The sequence below is a fragment of the Polaromonas sp. genome, assembly GCF_039932935.1.
Taxonomy (GTDB): domain Bacteria; phylum Pseudomonadota; class Gammaproteobacteria; order Burkholderiales; family Burkholderiaceae_C; genus Polaromonas.
In genome coordinates this window covers 180,676-196,710 of the sequence record NZ_JBDTPB010000145.1, presented here as the reverse complement: position 1 = coordinate 196,710, position 16,035 = coordinate 180,676, and the positions used below count along the sequence as shown (strand labels likewise).

General features: G+C 62.1%; 22 protein-coding genes. 16 read left to right on the top strand and 6 right to left on the bottom strand.

The features are described from left to right. Positions 1 to 107 precede the first annotated feature (107 nt). The 4 genes from ABI546_RS22700 to ABI546_RS22685 form a co-directional block, all read right to left on the bottom strand. Positions 108 to 2,630 carry a DNA methyltransferase gene (locus ABI546_RS22700; RefSeq protein WP_348050498.1) on the bottom strand — a complete coding sequence of 841 codons (2,523 nt, stop codon included), beginning with the start codon at positions 2,628 to 2,630 and terminating at the stop codon, positions 108 to 110. Beyond that, positions 2,627 to 3,142: a hypothetical protein gene (locus ABI546_RS22695; protein ID WP_348050496.1), complete on the bottom strand. Its 516-nt coding sequence runs from the start codon at positions 3,140 to 3,142 to the stop codon at positions 2,627 to 2,629. The genes ABI546_RS22700 and ABI546_RS22695 overlap by 4 nt, the downstream gene beginning before the upstream one ends. A gap of 138 nt (positions 3,143 to 3,280) precedes the next feature. Next, entirely contained in the window at positions 3,281 to 3,466 is a 186-nt protein-coding gene (locus ABI546_RS22690; protein WP_348050494.1) for a hypothetical protein, read from the bottom strand. Continuing rightward, the gene (locus ABI546_RS22685) at positions 3,467 to 3,781 is read right to left on the bottom strand and encodes a hypothetical protein (protein WP_348050492.1); all 315 of its coding nucleotides are present in this window, start codon (positions 3,779 to 3,781) and stop codon (positions 3,467 to 3,469) included. Positions 3,782 to 3,818: 37 nt separating this feature from the next. On the opposite strand from ABI546_RS22685, the gene ABI546_RS22680 reads away from it, so the two are divergent. From ABI546_RS22680 to ABI546_RS22605, 16 genes are all read left to right on the top strand, one after another. Further along, positions 3,819 to 4,193, top strand: coding sequence for a hypothetical protein (locus ABI546_RS22680; protein ID WP_348050490.1), 375 nt, complete (start codon positions 3,819 to 3,821; stop codon positions 4,191 to 4,193). 89 nt (positions 4,194 to 4,282) lie between these two features. Beyond that, complete coding sequence (locus ABI546_RS22675; protein WP_348050488.1) at positions 4,283 to 4,789, top strand: hypothetical protein; 507 nt, start codon at positions 4,283 to 4,285, stop codon at positions 4,787 to 4,789. Between the two features lie 9 nt (positions 4,790 to 4,798). Continuing rightward, positions 4,799 to 5,131, top strand: a complete 333-nt coding sequence (locus ABI546_RS22670; protein WP_348050487.1) for a hypothetical protein — start codon at positions 4,799 to 4,801, stop codon at positions 5,129 to 5,131. Positions 5,132 to 5,579: 448 nt separating this feature from the next. Further along, on the top strand, positions 5,580 to 6,014 hold the full coding sequence (locus ABI546_RS22665; protein ID WP_348050486.1) for a hypothetical protein: 435 nt from the start codon (positions 5,580 to 5,582) through the stop codon (positions 6,012 to 6,014). Further along, positions 6,011 to 6,322, top strand: coding sequence for a hypothetical protein (locus tag ABI546_RS22660; RefSeq protein ID WP_348050485.1), 312 nt, complete (start codon positions 6,011 to 6,013; stop codon positions 6,320 to 6,322). The genes ABI546_RS22665 and ABI546_RS22660 overlap by 4 nt, the downstream gene beginning before the upstream one ends. Then, complete coding sequence (locus ABI546_RS22655) at positions 6,319 to 6,711, top strand: hypothetical protein (RefSeq protein ID WP_348050483.1); 393 nt, start codon at positions 6,319 to 6,321, stop codon at positions 6,709 to 6,711. The genes ABI546_RS22660 and ABI546_RS22655 overlap by 4 nt, the downstream gene beginning before the upstream one ends. Then, positions 6,708 to 7,031 (top strand): hypothetical protein, encoded by a 324-nt coding sequence (locus ABI546_RS22650; RefSeq protein ID WP_348050481.1) that lies wholly within the window; start codon positions 6,708 to 6,710, stop codon positions 7,029 to 7,031. Before ABI546_RS22655 ends, ABI546_RS22650 begins: the two co-directional genes overlap by 4 nt. Next, positions 7,028 to 7,186, top strand: coding sequence for a hypothetical protein (locus tag ABI546_RS22645; protein ID WP_348050479.1), 159 nt, complete (start codon positions 7,028 to 7,030; stop codon positions 7,184 to 7,186). Before ABI546_RS22650 ends, ABI546_RS22645 begins: the two co-directional genes overlap by 4 nt. Before the next feature lie 112 nt (positions 7,187 to 7,298). Further along, positions 7,299 to 7,541, top strand: a complete 243-nt coding sequence (locus ABI546_RS22640) for a hypothetical protein (protein ID WP_348050477.1) — start codon at positions 7,299 to 7,301, stop codon at positions 7,539 to 7,541. After that, positions 7,534 to 8,355: a PD-(D/E)XK nuclease family protein gene (locus ABI546_RS22635; protein ID WP_348050475.1), complete on the top strand. Its 822-nt coding sequence runs from the start codon at positions 7,534 to 7,536 to the stop codon at positions 8,353 to 8,355. The genes ABI546_RS22640 and ABI546_RS22635 overlap by 8 nt, the downstream gene beginning before the upstream one ends. Before the next feature lie 16 nt (positions 8,356 to 8,371). After that, positions 8,372 to 9,616 carry a hypothetical protein gene (locus ABI546_RS22630; RefSeq protein ID WP_348050473.1) on the top strand — a complete coding sequence of 415 codons (1,245 nt, stop codon included), beginning with the start codon at positions 8,372 to 8,374 and terminating at the stop codon, positions 9,614 to 9,616. 2 nt (positions 9,617 to 9,618) lie between these two features. Next, positions 9,619 to 11,361 (top strand): ATP-binding protein, encoded by a 1,743-nt coding sequence (locus ABI546_RS22625; protein WP_348050471.1) that lies wholly within the window; start codon positions 9,619 to 9,621, stop codon positions 11,359 to 11,361. 63 nt (positions 11,362 to 11,424) lie between these two features. Further along, positions 11,425 to 12,108, top strand: coding sequence for a 3'-5' exonuclease (locus tag ABI546_RS22620; protein ID WP_348050469.1), 684 nt, complete (start codon positions 11,425 to 11,427; stop codon positions 12,106 to 12,108). A 34-nt stretch (positions 12,109 to 12,142) separates the two neighbouring features. After that, on the top strand, positions 12,143 to 12,862 hold the full coding sequence (locus tag ABI546_RS22615; RefSeq protein WP_348050467.1) for a hypothetical protein: 720 nt from the start codon (positions 12,143 to 12,145) through the stop codon (positions 12,860 to 12,862). 7 nt (positions 12,863 to 12,869) lie between these two features. Beyond that, complete coding sequence (locus tag ABI546_RS22610) at positions 12,870 to 13,154, top strand: hypothetical protein (RefSeq protein ID WP_348050465.1); 285 nt, start codon at positions 12,870 to 12,872, stop codon at positions 13,152 to 13,154. After that, entirely contained in the window at positions 13,151 to 15,148 is a 1,998-nt protein-coding gene (locus tag ABI546_RS22605) for a DNA cytosine methyltransferase (RefSeq protein ID WP_348050463.1), read from the top strand. The genes ABI546_RS22610 and ABI546_RS22605 overlap by 4 nt, the downstream gene beginning before the upstream one ends. An 11-nt stretch (positions 15,149 to 15,159) precedes the next feature. Here the strand turns inward: ABI546_RS22605 and ABI546_RS22600 are convergent, their stop codons facing one another. Together ABI546_RS22600 and ABI546_RS22595 are read right to left on the bottom strand one after the other, a co-directional pair. After that, the gene (locus ABI546_RS22600; RefSeq protein WP_348050461.1) at positions 15,160 to 15,702 is read right to left on the bottom strand and encodes a hypothetical protein; all 543 of its coding nucleotides are present in this window, start codon (positions 15,700 to 15,702) and stop codon (positions 15,160 to 15,162) included. A 12-nt stretch (positions 15,703 to 15,714) separates the two neighbouring features. Beyond that, entirely contained in the window at positions 15,715 to 16,017 is a 303-nt protein-coding gene (locus ABI546_RS22595) for a hypothetical protein (protein ID WP_348050459.1), read from the bottom strand. Positions 16,018 to 16,035 lie beyond the last annotated feature (18 nt).

Sequence of the window (16,035 nt, the reverse complement as noted above, 5' to 3'; positions counted from 1 at the left end):
CAGGTCTGACGTCAGGAACGGGGTTACACCTTCACACAGCAGTGCACAACCTGCATATGGTCGCGTTGGGGAACTGTTTGCCGCGCTCGGCTGCGATGAAACAGGACTCACGCGGCCTCCAGGTCTTCGAAGGCAAACAGCGTCGGCATGCTGGCCTTGCGCTCGGCTGCTTGTAGGTAGTGCACCTGGTCGGCGAAGTAGGCGGCGCTCAGTTCAGACCCGCCAGCGCGACGGCCCAGCAAGATTGCGCGCACACCCACCGTGCCCAGCCCGTGGAACGGGTCGTAAACCAGATCGCCCTTGTTGCTGTAGCGACGGATCAGGCGGTCGACGATGTCGAACTGCAGCGGGCAGACGTGCTTTTCGACGGCTCGTGTGGCCTGCTCCCCGTTGAGGGTGGCCATGCGCAGCACGTCATGCCAGACGTTGGGGTCATGGCTACCTGGCGCAAGGCAGGAAAAGACTTTGGGCAGCGCGTCGCGCTCACCCAGCGCCTCACCGATGGCTACATGGCGCTCGTAGTCGTAGACGTGCCGGAGGCTGTCATCGGTGAAGAACTTGGCCAGCTTGCCGGGGCCCATGCGCGCCATTTCCTCGGCGGCTAGCAAGCGGTCGCCGCTGGAACGCCAGAAGGCGTGTGCATCGACCTGCCAGCGCGCGAGGCTGTACTCGTCCTGATCCTTCACCACCGGCTCGTCGGCATAGCCGCGTGTCAGGTCGGTCTGGGGCTTGCGGAAGATCAGCACGTATTCAGAGCAACCGGTGCCCATCTTCGTGCCGTCTTTGCACATTTCGGTGTACCCCAGCCGGTAGGTTTGATTGTTTTCGCGCACCACGTCGGTGGTGACGGTCACCATGGCCATCTTCACAAAGCCGTGTTTACGCAGGTGGGCTGAAGCCTCCTCGTGGAAGTAGTCCATGCTGGGCACGCCTAGACCGGTGACGCTTTGGAACAAGACGCGGTCTTTGACGTGGAAACAGATCTGCCGGCCGGGCTTGAGCGCCCTGAACAACTGGGGCGTCAGGAAATCCATCTGCTGCCAGAAGTGATCGTTGCCCTCGGTGTGGCCGAAGTCGTTGTAGCTGGGCGTGTATTCGTAGTGGTTGGCGAACGGGATGGACGTCACGATCAGGTCCAGCGAGTTGTCGGCCTGCTCCGTGGCCTCCAGCACGGCATCGTTGTTGGCCACCGTGAACAATTCGCCTTTGACCACATGGCGCTTCACGCCCACGGTCCTGGCCAGTGTTTCGTGCATGGCGAGCTGGTCCAGCCCATAGGTGCGCACCAGCTCCACCATGCGGGCCTGCTGCTCGTCGTGGCGCTTCCACTTCGCTTTCAGGTTGGCCACCCTCTCCCGCTCGGCTTCCGTATGCACGATGTCGACCCGCACGTCATACTGCTGGCCAAAGCGTTGGACGCGGTGCAAAGCTTGGATAAAGTCGTTGAATTTGTCGGTGATGCCGGCGAACACCTCGCGGTGGCAATGCCGCTGAAAATTGCAGCCGCTGCCGGCGATGATTGGCTTGGTCGACAGGATCCGGTGCTGGCCGTCGCTGAATTCGATAATGTGCTGCTCGCGCTTCTCGAGGTCGGCCGCGGTGCCGCCGCCGGTGACGGTCACAGCATCGGGCAAAACCTTGGCCAGCGCATCGCGCTCGGCATCGAGGTCGTGCCAGACGATGAAATGATCCTCCGGTGCCTCGTCGACCAGCTCCTGCACCTTGGCTACACGCGCCGCCAGGCTGTTGCGCTTTTCTGCTGCTGCAGCCGGCAGGCTCATGGCGGTGTTCTGGATCAGCAGCGACTGGCCCTGTTTGTCGGCGCCGGCCTTGGCGTAGTCGCTCGGGATCTCGTGCCAGCGCACATCGATAGCGGGCATCACGTAGCCGTCATCGCTGTGGCCCAGGTCACTGGGCTTGGTGATGAAGACTGCCCAGCTGGCCACCCAAAGCCAGAACTCGGCTTCCTTGTGGGGGTACAGCGTGAGGTTGCCCGCCTTTTCGCTGTCACGCTGGAAGAAGCGGGTCAGGGCCTGCCCGGTGTCCATGACGCCCAGGTATCCGGCGTAATGGATCAGCTCCTTGTAGCGGTTCGGATCCGGGCAGGCGGTGGAGGCAAACTTGAACTCGACGGGCGCGAACGCCGGCAAGAATTCCTGATAGGTCTTGCTGCCATAGCTGCGCAGCACGCTGGCCTCGTCCAGGTTGGCCAGCCTGAACAGGCCGGGAGTGATCTTCCCCTCGCGCACGCTCTCGTAGTTCGTGAGGTAGATGGTGCGTTCGTCGCCAATCTCGCTGTCGCTGCGTATGAAGCGCAGGTCCAGGGCATAGTCACCCGTGAACCGCTCCCGCGCCTCGCGGAAGAACTCCTGCCGCACACCCAACGGCAGCACCTGCAGGCGCAGGCCCGGCCGGTGCACGCCAGCAAGGCGCGCCAGCTCCAGTTGTGTCGCGGTCTTGTGCAGTCCGAAGCTGGCAAAGCATGCCCTGTTGCCGCCTTTAGCCATCCATTTCACGATGTCCCGGGTGTGCGGCTTTAGGGCCGGGTTGATCTCTTCGGCGGACACATCGAAACCAGTAAAGGCGGCCAGCTTGATTTTCTGGCGCAAGAAACTCTCGTAATCGCTCACAGCGCCCTCGCCTTCTGCTTTGGACGCTGGGCCCGGTCTTGTTTCTCGGTATTGATGGAGTGCGCCAGCGGCGTGGGCACTGCCATGCCGCGCTTCATGGAGTTGATGCGTGCGGCGTTTGCGGAGTGCGTGAAACGCCCGTCCTTGGCGAACGCCGTGGGCTCGTCTTTGCGCAGCTGCCAGTTAAAGGGGCAAAGCGGGTCGCTCATCCTTGCTGCTCCGGCCGCACTCCGGTGGACTCCGGTGGACTCCGTGTAGCGTGGATTGCCGCGCAGCATGCGCGCTCGCATGATCGTCTTATGAATCTCAACCTCGACATGCGCTTCCAGAACTTTCGTCACATAGGCGTGGCGCTCTTTGTCGTCGGCGAAGGCCAGCGCGTCGAGCGCTTGAGCCAGGCTCGCCGGCACCAGGCCCCGCAGTTCAGTTTTGTCGGTGTGGGCATCAGCTCGCGCCTCCATGGCGGGGGCATTGAAGTCCGAGAGTCCTTGGGGGTCTGGATTTGTGGGCATGAGGTGTGCGCCTTGCTGGTTGTCACGGAAGAGAAAGCCCGGGCCCTGACTGATCAAGGCCCGGGGAAAACCCAGCACTCATGCCCGGGGAGGATCGGGTGCACGGTTGCCCGCGCGAAGTGCTGGGGGAAACCTGGTCTAGTAGTCGACCGTCGCGAGCTCGAGGTCGTAGGCGTGGTAGTCGTGCTCGAAGTGAGCGTGGTTGACGCTCCCCTTCTCGAAGGGGTTGGCCTCGCTCAAGGGGATGCCGTTCGCCACCGCGGCTTTCGCCATGTCGCGGACTGTCTCCCGGTCCACACGCGCCAGAGGGATTACGTTGTTCACTTACGACTCCTTCGCTATGAGTTTTCGTGGGGACTGGGGGGAAAGCAGCTTGATCGGTGCGGCCGCTGCGGCCGTGCTGGCCGGTTGCTCTGCTGGTGTGGCCTGCTCGTAGCCCGCGAACACGTTCGGGCGGACCAGCTTGAGGAACATCAGCCGGGAGTTCGGGATGTGGCGCGGTTCTTTAGTTTTCGGGTGAAGGCCGTACCACTGCGAGACGGCTTGAGGGCTGGTTTCGCACAGCCGGGCGACCTCGCTGGGGCCGCCAAGGTCGTTAATGATCTGCTCGTCGTCTATTGGTGTGATTTCGGTAGGCATGCATAAATTAAAGCATGCTTTCATTGTTTCCGCAAGCATGCTTTCATTCCCAATCTGTAAGCTGTCTTACATGACCTATGGAGAACGACTTGATGCAGCCATTCGGCTGGCGGGTTCATCCCGAAAGCTGGTTGCCAAAGCGGCCGGCGTGACAGAGCAAGCCGTCGGACAGTGCATCCGCGGCGAGACGGAATTTCTTAAGGTGGAGAGCAGCGCACGCGCAGCGGCGTTTCTAGATGTGGACCATTTCTGGCTGGCAACCGGCGAGGGCAAGGCTCGCCCAGATCGTGCTTGGCCCTTTGAACTCTTCTCGCGCCCTGACTACATGATGCTGAGTCAAAAGGACCGGGAAGACGCGGAAAACGCACTGGCCGGAGCAATACAGCGGCTCAAGCAAAGCAAAGCCGCCTGATTCCGGCCCCCTTCAAACTCTACCTTGTGCAGACGAAGTTGTTTCAAAACGATACCGCAATCTGAGAATTTCCGAGGGGATTGTTAATAATGCCAAAACTACTGAACTACGCTCTGGCTATCACTTCTTTCATTTGCATCGCTACGGCCGGCAGTCAGGTTCTCGCCCAAGTAAAGAAGTGCGTAGGGCCGGACGGCAAGGTCACCTATAGCGACTCGCTCTGCATCAGCAGCACGGCAAGCCAGGGAGACGTCAAGGTGAACGCCAACACCATTGATGCGTCAGGCCTGCGCCAAGAAGCCCAGAAGACGCGCGCAGATGCGGCCGTGGCTGACGCAATGAAACAGGATTCGCCGCAGTGTAAGTTTGCGGCTTCCGTTGCCGATGCCAAAGGAAAGGCGCTCGCAGCGAGTGCCAAAGAAGAGTGTCTGCGCAACATCGAAGCAAAGGCGATGGGTCGGCCGGCGACACTCGAAGCCTATGGATTCTGGAAAGATCACCAGGAGCTTAAGTCCGCCCAACGAGCGGCGGTCAACAACTCAAGAGCGTCCATGAATTGCCAGCCGAACGGTTTTGGCGGCTTGCGTTGTAACTGATCGGCTCCCATGGGATGGGTCCTTCTCATCTGGCTGGCGGCAATTTTTGCCTTCTTACTCGTTAGCTGGAACCCGCCCATCACGCCGTCCCAACAGCCAGCGGATGAAATTGACGCTTGTATCCCCGCTGCAGCTCCCACTGCAATTGCGACTGCGGCGGTAAGAAAAGGGGCGAGAAACCTTCGTATCTTGGGTGCCTCTATCTTGCTGCTTAACCTTTGGCTAATTGGCCGCTACAACCTCACCGGTATCACGGTGCTGCTGCTCACGTTCGGCTTTGCCATTGCTTTTGAGTTTTTCGTTGCGCGTCCGGCCGCGAAGCGGGATCGCTCTGGAAAATGATTCGCACCGCTATCGTTTTGGTAGCTGCTTGCGCCCTGTCCATGGGCGCAGAAGCCAAGTCCGAACGGTCCGCCGCCGAGGTTCTGGCCTTCAAACGGCAGAATCCATGCCCTTCCACCCAGCTCCGGCGTGGCGCCTGCCCCGGCTACCAGGTAGACCACGTCCAGCCGCTGTGCTCAGGCGGACCTGACACAGTGGCAAACATGCAGTGGCTTACGGTAGAAGCCCACCGCGCCAAGACCCGGCAGGATTTGAGGGTGTGTCGGTACCTCAGAAAAATACCCCAGTAGCCCAAAAGCTTCACCGCAAACCGCCCTCTGAGGCGGTTTTTTATTGCCCGATGGAAATATTTCCAGACTGGAAATGAAAGAATGCTTGCATGACATTTGAAAGCATGCTTTAATAATTCCCAGAGAGCCACTCCAAGGCTTTTATCGGGAGTAGACAAATGGCAAATGAAATGAGGGCGGTCACGGCCCCTCTCCTCACCCAGCTGCAGCTTCGCTCAGTTGTCCGCGCTTTTTCACCGACAAGCCGCCCCTTCGGGCCCTTAACCGATGACCCGTGCCATCTGGCCAGCAGGCACCAAGCCATCGACGATGACCTGGTCGCATTGGGCTACGAGCCCTTAACGGCAGACCAATGCGAATGCCTGAGCGACCCGCAGCGCGCCGAAGAGGCAGCCGACATGCTCGACGACCTTCAGGCCCGACTCGGTGTCGGCGCTGCGGCCTGCGAGGCTGCAGGCTTGAACTCGACCGAGGCTCAGGCCATCCAGGCAGACCTCGCCTACAACGTCGACAAGGCAGGACGCGGCTACAAGCAGCACGAAGACACCGCCCTGCGTCTGCAGATGCACAACCCCATGTTTGGGCGGCAATGATCGCGCCCGTCATGAAGCGCGGCGAGCTCGTTACCTCCGCAGATTTCGCCAAAAGCCTTGGCGATGGCCAGTGGATTGAGCTGGACATGGACGGCCACGGCGGCTTTGCGGTGTTCCGCATGGAAGACGACGAACGCAGCCCTGAATGCGAGGCCAAGGTCGCCTTCATCGTCAAGGCCTGCAATAGCCACGACGAACTGATGTCGGCACTGGAATTGCTGATCGCCTTGAACGTCGACCAGGACGAAACCACGCTTGAGGCCATTGCCAAGGCACAGGCCGTACTCGACAAGGCAGGTGCAGCATGAAACACCTCACCCAAGCGGAGTACGACGAACTCACCGCCGCCAAAGCTGAGCTGGACCGCCTCGACGCGCTGATCAACACGCCTGAAATCGACAGCTTCCTGCGCGCTGTGCACCTCGAAGCAGTGCACCAAGTCGAACGCTGGGGGGAGGCTAGTGATCGTGCAAAAAGGCCTGCCGACTGGTTCTGGCTCGTCGGCTATCTGGCTGGCAAAGCCCTGCATGCTGTCACATCCGGCGACAAAGGCAAGGCGCAGCACCACTGCATTTCAACTGCAGCTGCGCTCTACAACTGGCACTGCGCAATCACTGGCGCCGACGTTCGCATGTCGCCCGGCAGGTCAGACGTCGCCGAAATCGTTGATCAGCTATTTCCTGGGGAGGCCGCATGAACCCTGTCTCCACCCCGGCGCGCCGCAACGCCACCGCGCAGGACGTCCAGCACCTCACTGACATCCTGGGGCGCCTGAATCTGGAGGCCGACGGCGCCGCGCTGATCTTGGAGGCCATGGATGCGGCATTGGCGACCAGCTTCTATGCCGCCCTCACGCATTCGCCGCTGTCGTCACTGGCCAAGGACATGCGCGAGCGGGTCGCCGCCTTCTTCCACCCGCGCACCGTCCTCTCCCCTGCTCTTCAGGCGGAAGCCGAACGCTTCCGGGCTGACTTCGGCAATGAGTTTTCGCTGGAGCAACCGGAGCCACGGCTGTGACCCGCTACCAGATCCGCCTGCAGTTCGGCCCCAAGTTGCCCACCGTCAAGGTCACCGGCACCTTCGAAGACGGCTGCGCGGCCGTGATCCAGCTGCACCGCATGTTCCCCTCCGCCGTGCGTATTTCGGCAATCAACCTGGACCGCAAGCCATGACGCGCAAACCGCCTCACCTGTCCCTCTCGGACTACCTGCTGCGCATGGCCGCCATCGGCTTTGTGCTGGGCACCCTCTACGGCCTCTTTTTCCGCTGACCTGAAAGCAAGCAATGCAAACCCAAATGACCACCCGCGCCATTTACGCGCGGCACACCAACACCAAGGGCGAGAGCTACGTCGCGTCGCACGTCGTCTGGAGCACTGACGAAACAGATGGCGCGGTCCTCTTCATTGCTGCCCGCCAGCGCGAGGCCCAGAAGCTCAACGACGACTCCGTCGTACCCACCGAGCGCAAGGCCAAGGTTGAGCAGATCACGCACGACACCTACTTGAAGGACCGCGCCCGTGTCTGAGCACCCTGTCATCGTCGTGCGCGCCAGTGCCTGGCCAACGCTGTTCGATTGCCCCCACAGGTTCTATTGGCAAAACGTCTACGGCCTGCGCAGCCCGTCGGCCGGCCGCGCCGCCCTGGGCACAGCCATTCACGGCGGCACCGCGGCGTACGACCAGGCAGCACTCGAAGGCAACCCCATCAGCGTGCTCGACGCGGTCGATGCGAGCCGCGAACTGATCGCGCACCCCGAGGATGAAGTCGTTTGGGACGCTGACCTGACCATGTCCGACGCGGACCAGCTGGCCACCACGTTGACGACGAAGTACTGCCATGACATCGCGCCGGACCACCAGTTCACAGCCGTCGAATTGCAGTGCGAAGCGCTCGACGTTGAAACGGCACAGGGCATCGTACGCCTGACGGGCAAGACCGACCGGATCCGTGTCCTGGAAGACGGCCGCAAGGGCATCGTCGACTTGAAAAGCGGCGCCACCGCCACCGTGGAATTGGACAACGGCGAGCGCCGCGCCAACACCAAGGGCCATCACATGCAGCAAGGCGTCTACACGCTTATGGCCGAGCAATCCACGCAGGAGCGGATGGATGCGCCCGCAATGATCATCGGCCTCCAGACAACCAAGAAAACACCGGTTGCAGTCGGCGAAATGCCCGACGTGAAGACCGCTCTGCTGGGCATGGACGGCATGCCCGGCCTGATCGAAATGGCCGCCGCGATGGGTAAGTCCGGCAGCTTCCCGCCCAACCCGAAATCCATGCTGTGCAGCGCCAAGTACTGCCCGGCTCACGCCCATCACTGCAAGTACCACGACTAACCCCAGAAGGACCACCATGAGCGCCACACCCGAAGCCGCAGCAGCGGCACCCACACCACCCAACCAGGCAAACATCGACAGCCTGCGCAAGAACCAGCTGACCACCGCTGAGGCAAACCAGCGGGTTGATCTTTTCTCAGCCGGCGGCTTTGCGCTGGCCAACCGCATCGGCAAAGCACTGTCGATGTCGAGCAGCGTGCCGGCCATCTACCGCCAGACCGTCGAGAAGAAGGGCAAGGGCGGGGTAATTGAGTACATAGACAACCCGGCAGCTCTGAGCAACTGCATCGTCGCAATCGACATTGCCCAGGCGCTCGGCGTGAGCCTCATGTCGGTGATGCAGAACGGCAACATCATCGAAGGCCGCTTCACCTGGTCCGCCCAGTACAAGATCGCCGCCATCAACGCCAGCAAGCGGTTCACGCCCCTGCGCTTCGAGAAGATCAACAAGGGCAAGATCAACGCGAGCTACAAGGAAAAGCAGGGCTGGAACAAGGACAAGGGCGGCTTCGACTTCAAAGACGTGGTGGTCGAAGGCTTGGACAACTGGGAGTGCGTTGCCTGGGCTCTGCCCCACGGCTTCGCTCTTCCCGTCGGCGTCTACACACTGGCCCAGGCTAAAGAGGCCGGGCTGCCCGTGATCGAGGGCGCACCCGTCAGCATGCTGCTTGCCGTTGAGGAAGGCTGGTACGGGAAGTCCGGCAGCAAATGGCAGACGGAAATGAAGCACCTGATGCTCCAGTACCGCGCCGGCAGCTTCTTCGGAAACATCCACGCGCCTGATCTGCTGATCGGTTTCAACATGACCAGCGAAGAGGCCGAGGACATCACGACCCTCGACGTCGACAGCGGTGGCAACGTCACCAAGATTTCCACCGACAACATTGTGCGACCCGCCGCGGCCCCTGCAGATGTTGTGGTGGCCGTCGCCCAGCGCAACGGCGAAGGCGCCCAACCCGAGGACCCGATCCACGACAAGGCGGCACCTGCCGCTGCAGCGGTCGCCCAGGACCCTGCCGCCAGCGCGGAAAAACCTGCCGCCGCCGAACCACTGACCTACGCCGTGGTGATGGACGTCATCGTCAAGGCCACCACTGAGCTGGAGGTCGAAGCCGCACGCGCCCTGATTCCGCGCGTCGTGGACGCCGTGCAGCAGGCCGAGCTCAACGCCAAGGCCACGGCCCGCAGCGCCGAGATCGCCAAACCCGCAATGCCGGCCGCCAGCGGTCGCCGCAGCACCCCATCCCAACCCCTGGAGTAATCATGAAAATCACCGAAATCCACGTCGAGAATTTCCTGGGCATCCGCTCCGCTCAGGTACTGCTGGGCAAGCCCGTCACTCTTTTTGCTGGGCGCAATCACTCCGGCAAGTCCAGCCTCAAGGAAGCCGTGCGCATGGCTCTGACGGGCGAGAGCGTGCGCGTCAGCCTTAAGAAGGATTACCCGGCGCTGGTCAATGACCTGGCCAAGGCCGGCTACGCTCAGGTGGTGATGGAAGGCGCAAGCGCCACCATCGGCCTACCCAAGGGCAACACCAGCACCGAGGGCGAGTACCAGCCGTCCCCCTACCTGCCCTACCTGTTGGACGCCCAACGGTTTGCAGGCCTGGACGAAAAGCTGCGCCGCACCTTTCTGTTTGGCCTCATGGGCCTGAAGCTGGACCTTGAGAGCGTCGCCAAGCGCATGCTGGAAAAAGGTCTGGACAAAGAAAAGGTGGGCCGCACGATCCCGCTGTTGCGCACGGGCTTCGAAGGCGCGTGCGCTGACGCCAAGGAAAAAGCCACGACCGCCAAGGGCGCGTGGAAGGCCATCACAACCGAGGCCTACGGTTCGGTCAAGGCCAAGACGTGGAAGGCCGCCAAGCCCGATGTGGACGCCGCAGCACTGCAGCTGGCCCAGCAGAAGGTTGCTTCCGTTGACACCCAGCTCGCCGACGCCAATCAGAACTTGGGCGCCCTGCAGGCCGACAGCCGGAACTACCAGGCGAAGCAAACGCGCATCGAATCGCTGCAGGAACTCGCTGGGCTGGTTGAGCGCCGCCAAGCCAAGGTGACGGTCGACGAGGCAGACCTTGCCACGTGGGAAACCAAAGTAGCCGAAACCGAGGCCAAGGCCAGCGGCGCCGCGCCCACCAAACCACTCACCTGCCCGCACTGCTCTGGACTGCTCGAGCTGCGCCGCGGCGACAACAGCGAAGTTGCACTGTTCGGGTACGAGGCCCCCACCGCTGTCCGCGATACAGAGGCTGCGGCCGCGTTGCCCGAATACAAGCGCTCGCGTGACCTCATGCTCACGTCGCTGACCAACGCCAAGCGCGACCTTCAGGCCGCCACCGGTGCCGCCGCAGAACTCCAGTCACTGACCGAGGGCGAGCAAGCCGTCGCCCCCGCTGCTGCAGCCCTTGAAGAGGCGGTGGCACTGGTGGCCGACCTCAACACCCGCCGCACGGCCGCAGCCGCGGCATTGCAGGCCGCTCAGGCTGCCCAAACGGCAGCAGCAGCAGCCGACAAGAAAACCGCTGATGCCGCAGGCCACCACGCCGACGTCGAGCAATGGGACGCGATCGCCAACGCCCTGGCGCCGGACGGCATCCCCTCCGAGCTGCTGGCCGAAGCGCTGGCCCCGATCAATGACCGCCTGGCGCAGTCTGCACGGGATGCGGAGTGGCCGCCGGTGGTGATCGAGAAGGACATGCGCACCACCTTCGGCGGGCGCGACTACGGCCTGCTGAGCGAATCCGAGCAATGGCAGGTAGACGCCATGGTCGCCGAGGCCATCAGCCACAAGTCCGGCTTGAAGTTGCTGGTGCTGGACCGCTTCGACGTCCTTGACGTTCAGGGCCGCGCCGACCTCCTCGCCTGGTTCGAAGTGCTGGCCACCAGCGGCGAACTCGAAACCGCGCTGCTGTTCGGCACCTTGAAGGCGCTGCCCAGCGCCCTGCCCGCCGGCATGGCCGCCGAATGGATTCACGCCGGCAGCGTAGGCGAAATCAAGCAAGCCGCATAGATCACCCACCCACGCGGCCCCGGCCGCATTTTCTCGCTTCCCCTCAACAACCCCAAGGAAATCATGGAAGACACCAACGCAACTGCAACCGCTGACGCACCAGCTCAAACCCTCAACACCACGCCCGTCGCGGCCGCAGTGCTGGGCATGTTCTATGACACGGAAACCACCGGTCTTCCGCTGTGGAAAGAGCCCAGCGAGCACCCCGACCAGCCGCACCTCGTCGAGCTGTATGCCGAGCTGGTCGATCTGGAAACCCGCGAGGTCGTGGCCACCATGCACAAGATCGTCAAGCCCGAGGGCTGGGAGATCCCGCAGGAGTGCGTGAACATCCACGGCATCACCACGGAGCGGGCTCTTGCCGAAGGCGAACCAGAGACGGAAGTAATCGGCGCGCTGATGGCCATGGCAGCCCAAGCCGAAGTGGTGATCGCTCATAACGAACAGTTTGACCGCCGCATGGTTCGCATCGGCATCAAGCGCAATCTGGATCCGTTGGCCCCGCAGGTCGAAGGCAGCATGCCCTCCGACGCGTGGAAGGCAAAGGCCGGCTTCTGCACCTGCTGGAAGGCCAAGCCCTTCACCAAGCTGCCCGGCAACAAGTTGCCCAAGCTCACCGAGGCGTATCACCACTTCACCGGTCAGACGATGGAAGGCGCACACAGCGCCAGTGGCGACGTCCAGGGCTGCAAGACCGTGTATTTCGCCATCAAGGACGCCCTGGCGCCGCAGAAGCTCGCGGCCTGAGCCCAGTCCCTCTCTCAACTACCAAGGAATCACCATGCGCTTCGAAATCGCTGGCAAGGCAAAAGCCAAGCTCTGCAACGTCAAGATCCAATCCCACAAGATGGGCCAGAAACACACCGTGCCCGCCGTTGCCCTGCGCATCATGGCGACCATGTCGAACACGGTGCTCACGCAGTTCGACAAGCTCCTCAAGGGGTTTCTCTACGAAAAGAACGGCGCCGCCGCCGCCAAGCAGCAGGTACTCGATGGCGTCGAGGTCGTTTCCGACATGCCCCAGCTGCGCGAAGCCGGTTCTAAATTGGGCGAGCTGCATTGGAAGGACGAGCAGACGGGCAGCACGTTGCACATCTACCAGGGCGTCACTGGCGACGGAAACATCAAACTCCGGGACGGCAAGGTGCACGGCTTCAAGTTGGTGCCCAAGGAAGGCGGCACAACACAGGTGTTCTTCACTTTCTTCACCACCGATGTCGACGCCGAGATCCTGGGCGAACTGGCTGTGCTCCACCAGCACGACATCGACATTGAGCTGTCTGCACCGGAGATCGTCAAGGATAAGCCGTTGCTGCCCGACGAGCCGCAAGAACCCACGGGAGCGCCCGGCAACGTCACCAAGCTGCAGAAGCCGGCCGCCAAGGATCAGCTCAAGAACCCCCTGCCCGTGAATGCTGATGGCAGCAAGAACGAAGGCGGCGGCGGCGATGAGGTGTTGACCCCCGAGCAAGCCCTGGCAGCCAGCCACGCCACGAGCTGAGCACGAAATGCCCAAGGCTCTGGTCAGCGTCAAGCAGCTCAAGTTCCCCCAGCACGGGGTGATCGTGGGCGGCCTGCTCGATGGCTGGAGCTACGGGTTCATTCGCATCGTGTACTTGGCACCTCGCATCTGCTTTGACCTGCGAGCCACAAGGCCCAAACACGTGTTTCCGGTGACGGTGCGGCTCAGCACAGCCGACTTTCTCGAATTGGCCAACTTAGACAAGGCCCTGCCGCGCATCGACGCGCAACCACTTATTGACGCGGCCATGGCTGCAGGAAAGAAGAAATGATCGACCAACGCGAGATCCGCCACGGCCACCTGTTCTGTGGCATTGGCTCCGGCGCTGCAGGCTTTAACGACGCCATACCGCAGGTCGGGCCCATGGTTGGCAAGTTTCGCTGCATCGGCGGCATCGACAACGACGCCCTGGCCATTGACGACTTTGGGCGCCTGACGTGCACGGCCGGCACAGTGGTGGACCTGTTCGACTATGAGCAATACCTCGCATTTCATGGCCACATGCCGCCCCCAGGGTGGCGTGAAGCCGGCACCATGGCGATCCACAAGGCCTTTGGTTTCGAGCGCCCGCACATCGTCTTTCTGTCGGCGCCCTGCAAGGGCTTCAGCGGTCTGCTTTCTGAAACGAAATCCCTCACCGACAAATATCAGGCCCTAAATCGCCTGACGCTGCGCGGCATCTGGCTCACGTTGGAGGCCTACAAAGACGATCCGATCGAGCTGCTGCTGTTCGAGAACGTGCCGCGCATCGCAACGCGCGGCCGGCACCTGCTGGACCAGATCACCAGCATGCTGCGAGCCTACGGGTACGCGGTTGCAGAAACAAAGCACGACTGCGGCGAGATTGGCGGTTTGGCCCAAAGCCGCAATCGATTCCTGCTCGTGGCCCGCCACATGGAGAAGGTGCCAGCATTCCTCTATCAGCCCGACAAAAAGCCGCTACGTGCTGTGGGTGACGTGCTGGGCCGCATGCCACTGCCGGGCGATCCCGCTGGCGGCCCGATGCACCGCATCCCTGCCCTGCAGTGGAAAACCTGGGTTCGCCTGGCCTTTGTCGAGGCCGGCAGCGACTGGCGTAGTTTGTCCAAGCTCGCGGTCGAGGATGGCCAGCTGCGTGACTACCTGATCGTGCCCAACATGCAGAACGGTGGTCTGGGGGTCAACCGCATGGAAGACTCCACCGGCGCCATCACCAGCAGGGGCTTGCCGACCAACGGAAAGTTCTCAGTGGCCGACCCCAACAAAAAGCTCTACTCCAACGGGTATGGCGTCATGGGCTGGGAGGAAACCCCCGGCGCTGTCGCCGGCGAATCGCTGCCCAGCAACGGCAAGTTCTCGGTCGCTGATCCGCAGTTTGTTCAGTCCACAAAGTGGAAAGACGGTCAGGCCTTGGGCGTTCACAGGTGGGCTGATCACACCGGCACGATCGGCGGCCAACAAAACCCCGGTCAGGGCGCCTACAGCGTGGCGGACCCCCAGCACACCGGCGCGCCGAAGCACTCCAACGAGTTCCGCATCGTCGGGTGGGACAGGACCGCCCAGACCGTCTCCAGCGCCCACGGATCCGGGCAGGCCGTCTCCGACCCACGCGGCGGAGTCGACGCCAAGAAATTGCACGGCAAGCACCACGTCACGCCCTACAACGGCACCGCGCGCGCCGTGATCGCAGGCAGCACCAGCGGGGAAGGCGCGTTCGCAGTGGCAGACCCGAAGCCGAACATGGCCCGTGGCAAAGGTGACCATTACCTGACGGGCGGGCACTATGGCGTGGTGCGCTGGGATCAGACCAGCTATGCCGTGGCATCAGCTGCCGGCCACGATAACGGCCACTGGTCGCTGGCTGACCCGCGCGATCAAGGCGGGCCCGAGCAGATCATCATGCCCAAGCCCACTGACAAGCTGGTGTGCCGCATTCAGGCGCTGGATGGCACTTGGCACCGCCCTTTCACCACGCTGGACCTGGCCGGCCTTCAGTCGCTTTTTGATCCCGACGAACTCTGGCCAGCCGACGCACAGATGGCGGCCGAGGTCAGCGAGTATCACCGCGCGCACATGTTCAGCATGGCTGGCAACAGTGATCAGCGCTGGCGCGAAGGCATCGGCAACGCCGTGCCGCGGGCAGCTGCAAAGGCAATCGCCGAGGTGATGGGCGAAACACTGCTGGGGGTCTGGGCCGGCGAGACGTTCCAGTTGTCGGCCAAGCCCATTTGGGTGCGGCCACTGGCCATCGCCATCAGCGTCGACCAGCCGGGCTATTCGGTATGAAAACTTTTCAGTCAATGCGGCAGCAATTTCTCCCACGCTGTCCGCATCAAGTCGAACGTGGAAGTGACAACTGGTCGCAGATTGAAAAGGACGCTTTGATGGGGCAAGGCCTCTATCCCTCTTTGATCAACCATGCTTTCGAGAATTTCTTTGATCGACGCCAAAAGCACGCCGGCCTGCGCCAGCGCCACTGCGGCATCCGGGTTGACCCTGCCGACTATCAGGAGTTGCTCCTGGCTGGGCCACTGAATCTCACGAAGCTGGCCAACGTGTACGGGCAACGGGAAATAGGCTTGATCGTTGAGGCGCAGCACAACGTCAGTGCCCAGTTCGTCAACTTTGGTCATCGAGCGCGCCAGCACGAGCTTCACGGCCGCAATAACAATTTTCCCCGCCGCCAGATCGCTTTTACGGATCCGTCTCTGCTCCCGGGTTGCAAGCACGAGGGTGACCACGACGGCCACAAAAGTACCCCATGCCTGGGCCCAGCTCGCGCAGCTCGACTGGCTAAAGCCGGGAACAAAGAAACAGGTTTCCCACACGTTGTAGACCATCTCGAAGGCGCCTTAGTAACGCGGCAGTTCGTGCAGCCGCGTGGACGACCTGCCAATGATGGCCACCGAAAGGAGGTCGTCGCTACCCTCCGCACACGTCACTTCGTCAGCCTTGACGTACTCACCAGGCGCACCCGGAACGGCGACAAATACGCGATCAGCGCCCTTGATCATGCTGGCGACCTCCGAGGCCGGCGTGTCGGTGCCCTCATCAAGGCCGAACTCATTGGTGCCCAACAGCTCCACCTGGTGCAGCTTGACCCGATCAATGCGCTCTCCGTTCAGGTGAATTTGGGTAATGGCGAAGTAGGACATGTCTCTCTCCCTTGTTTG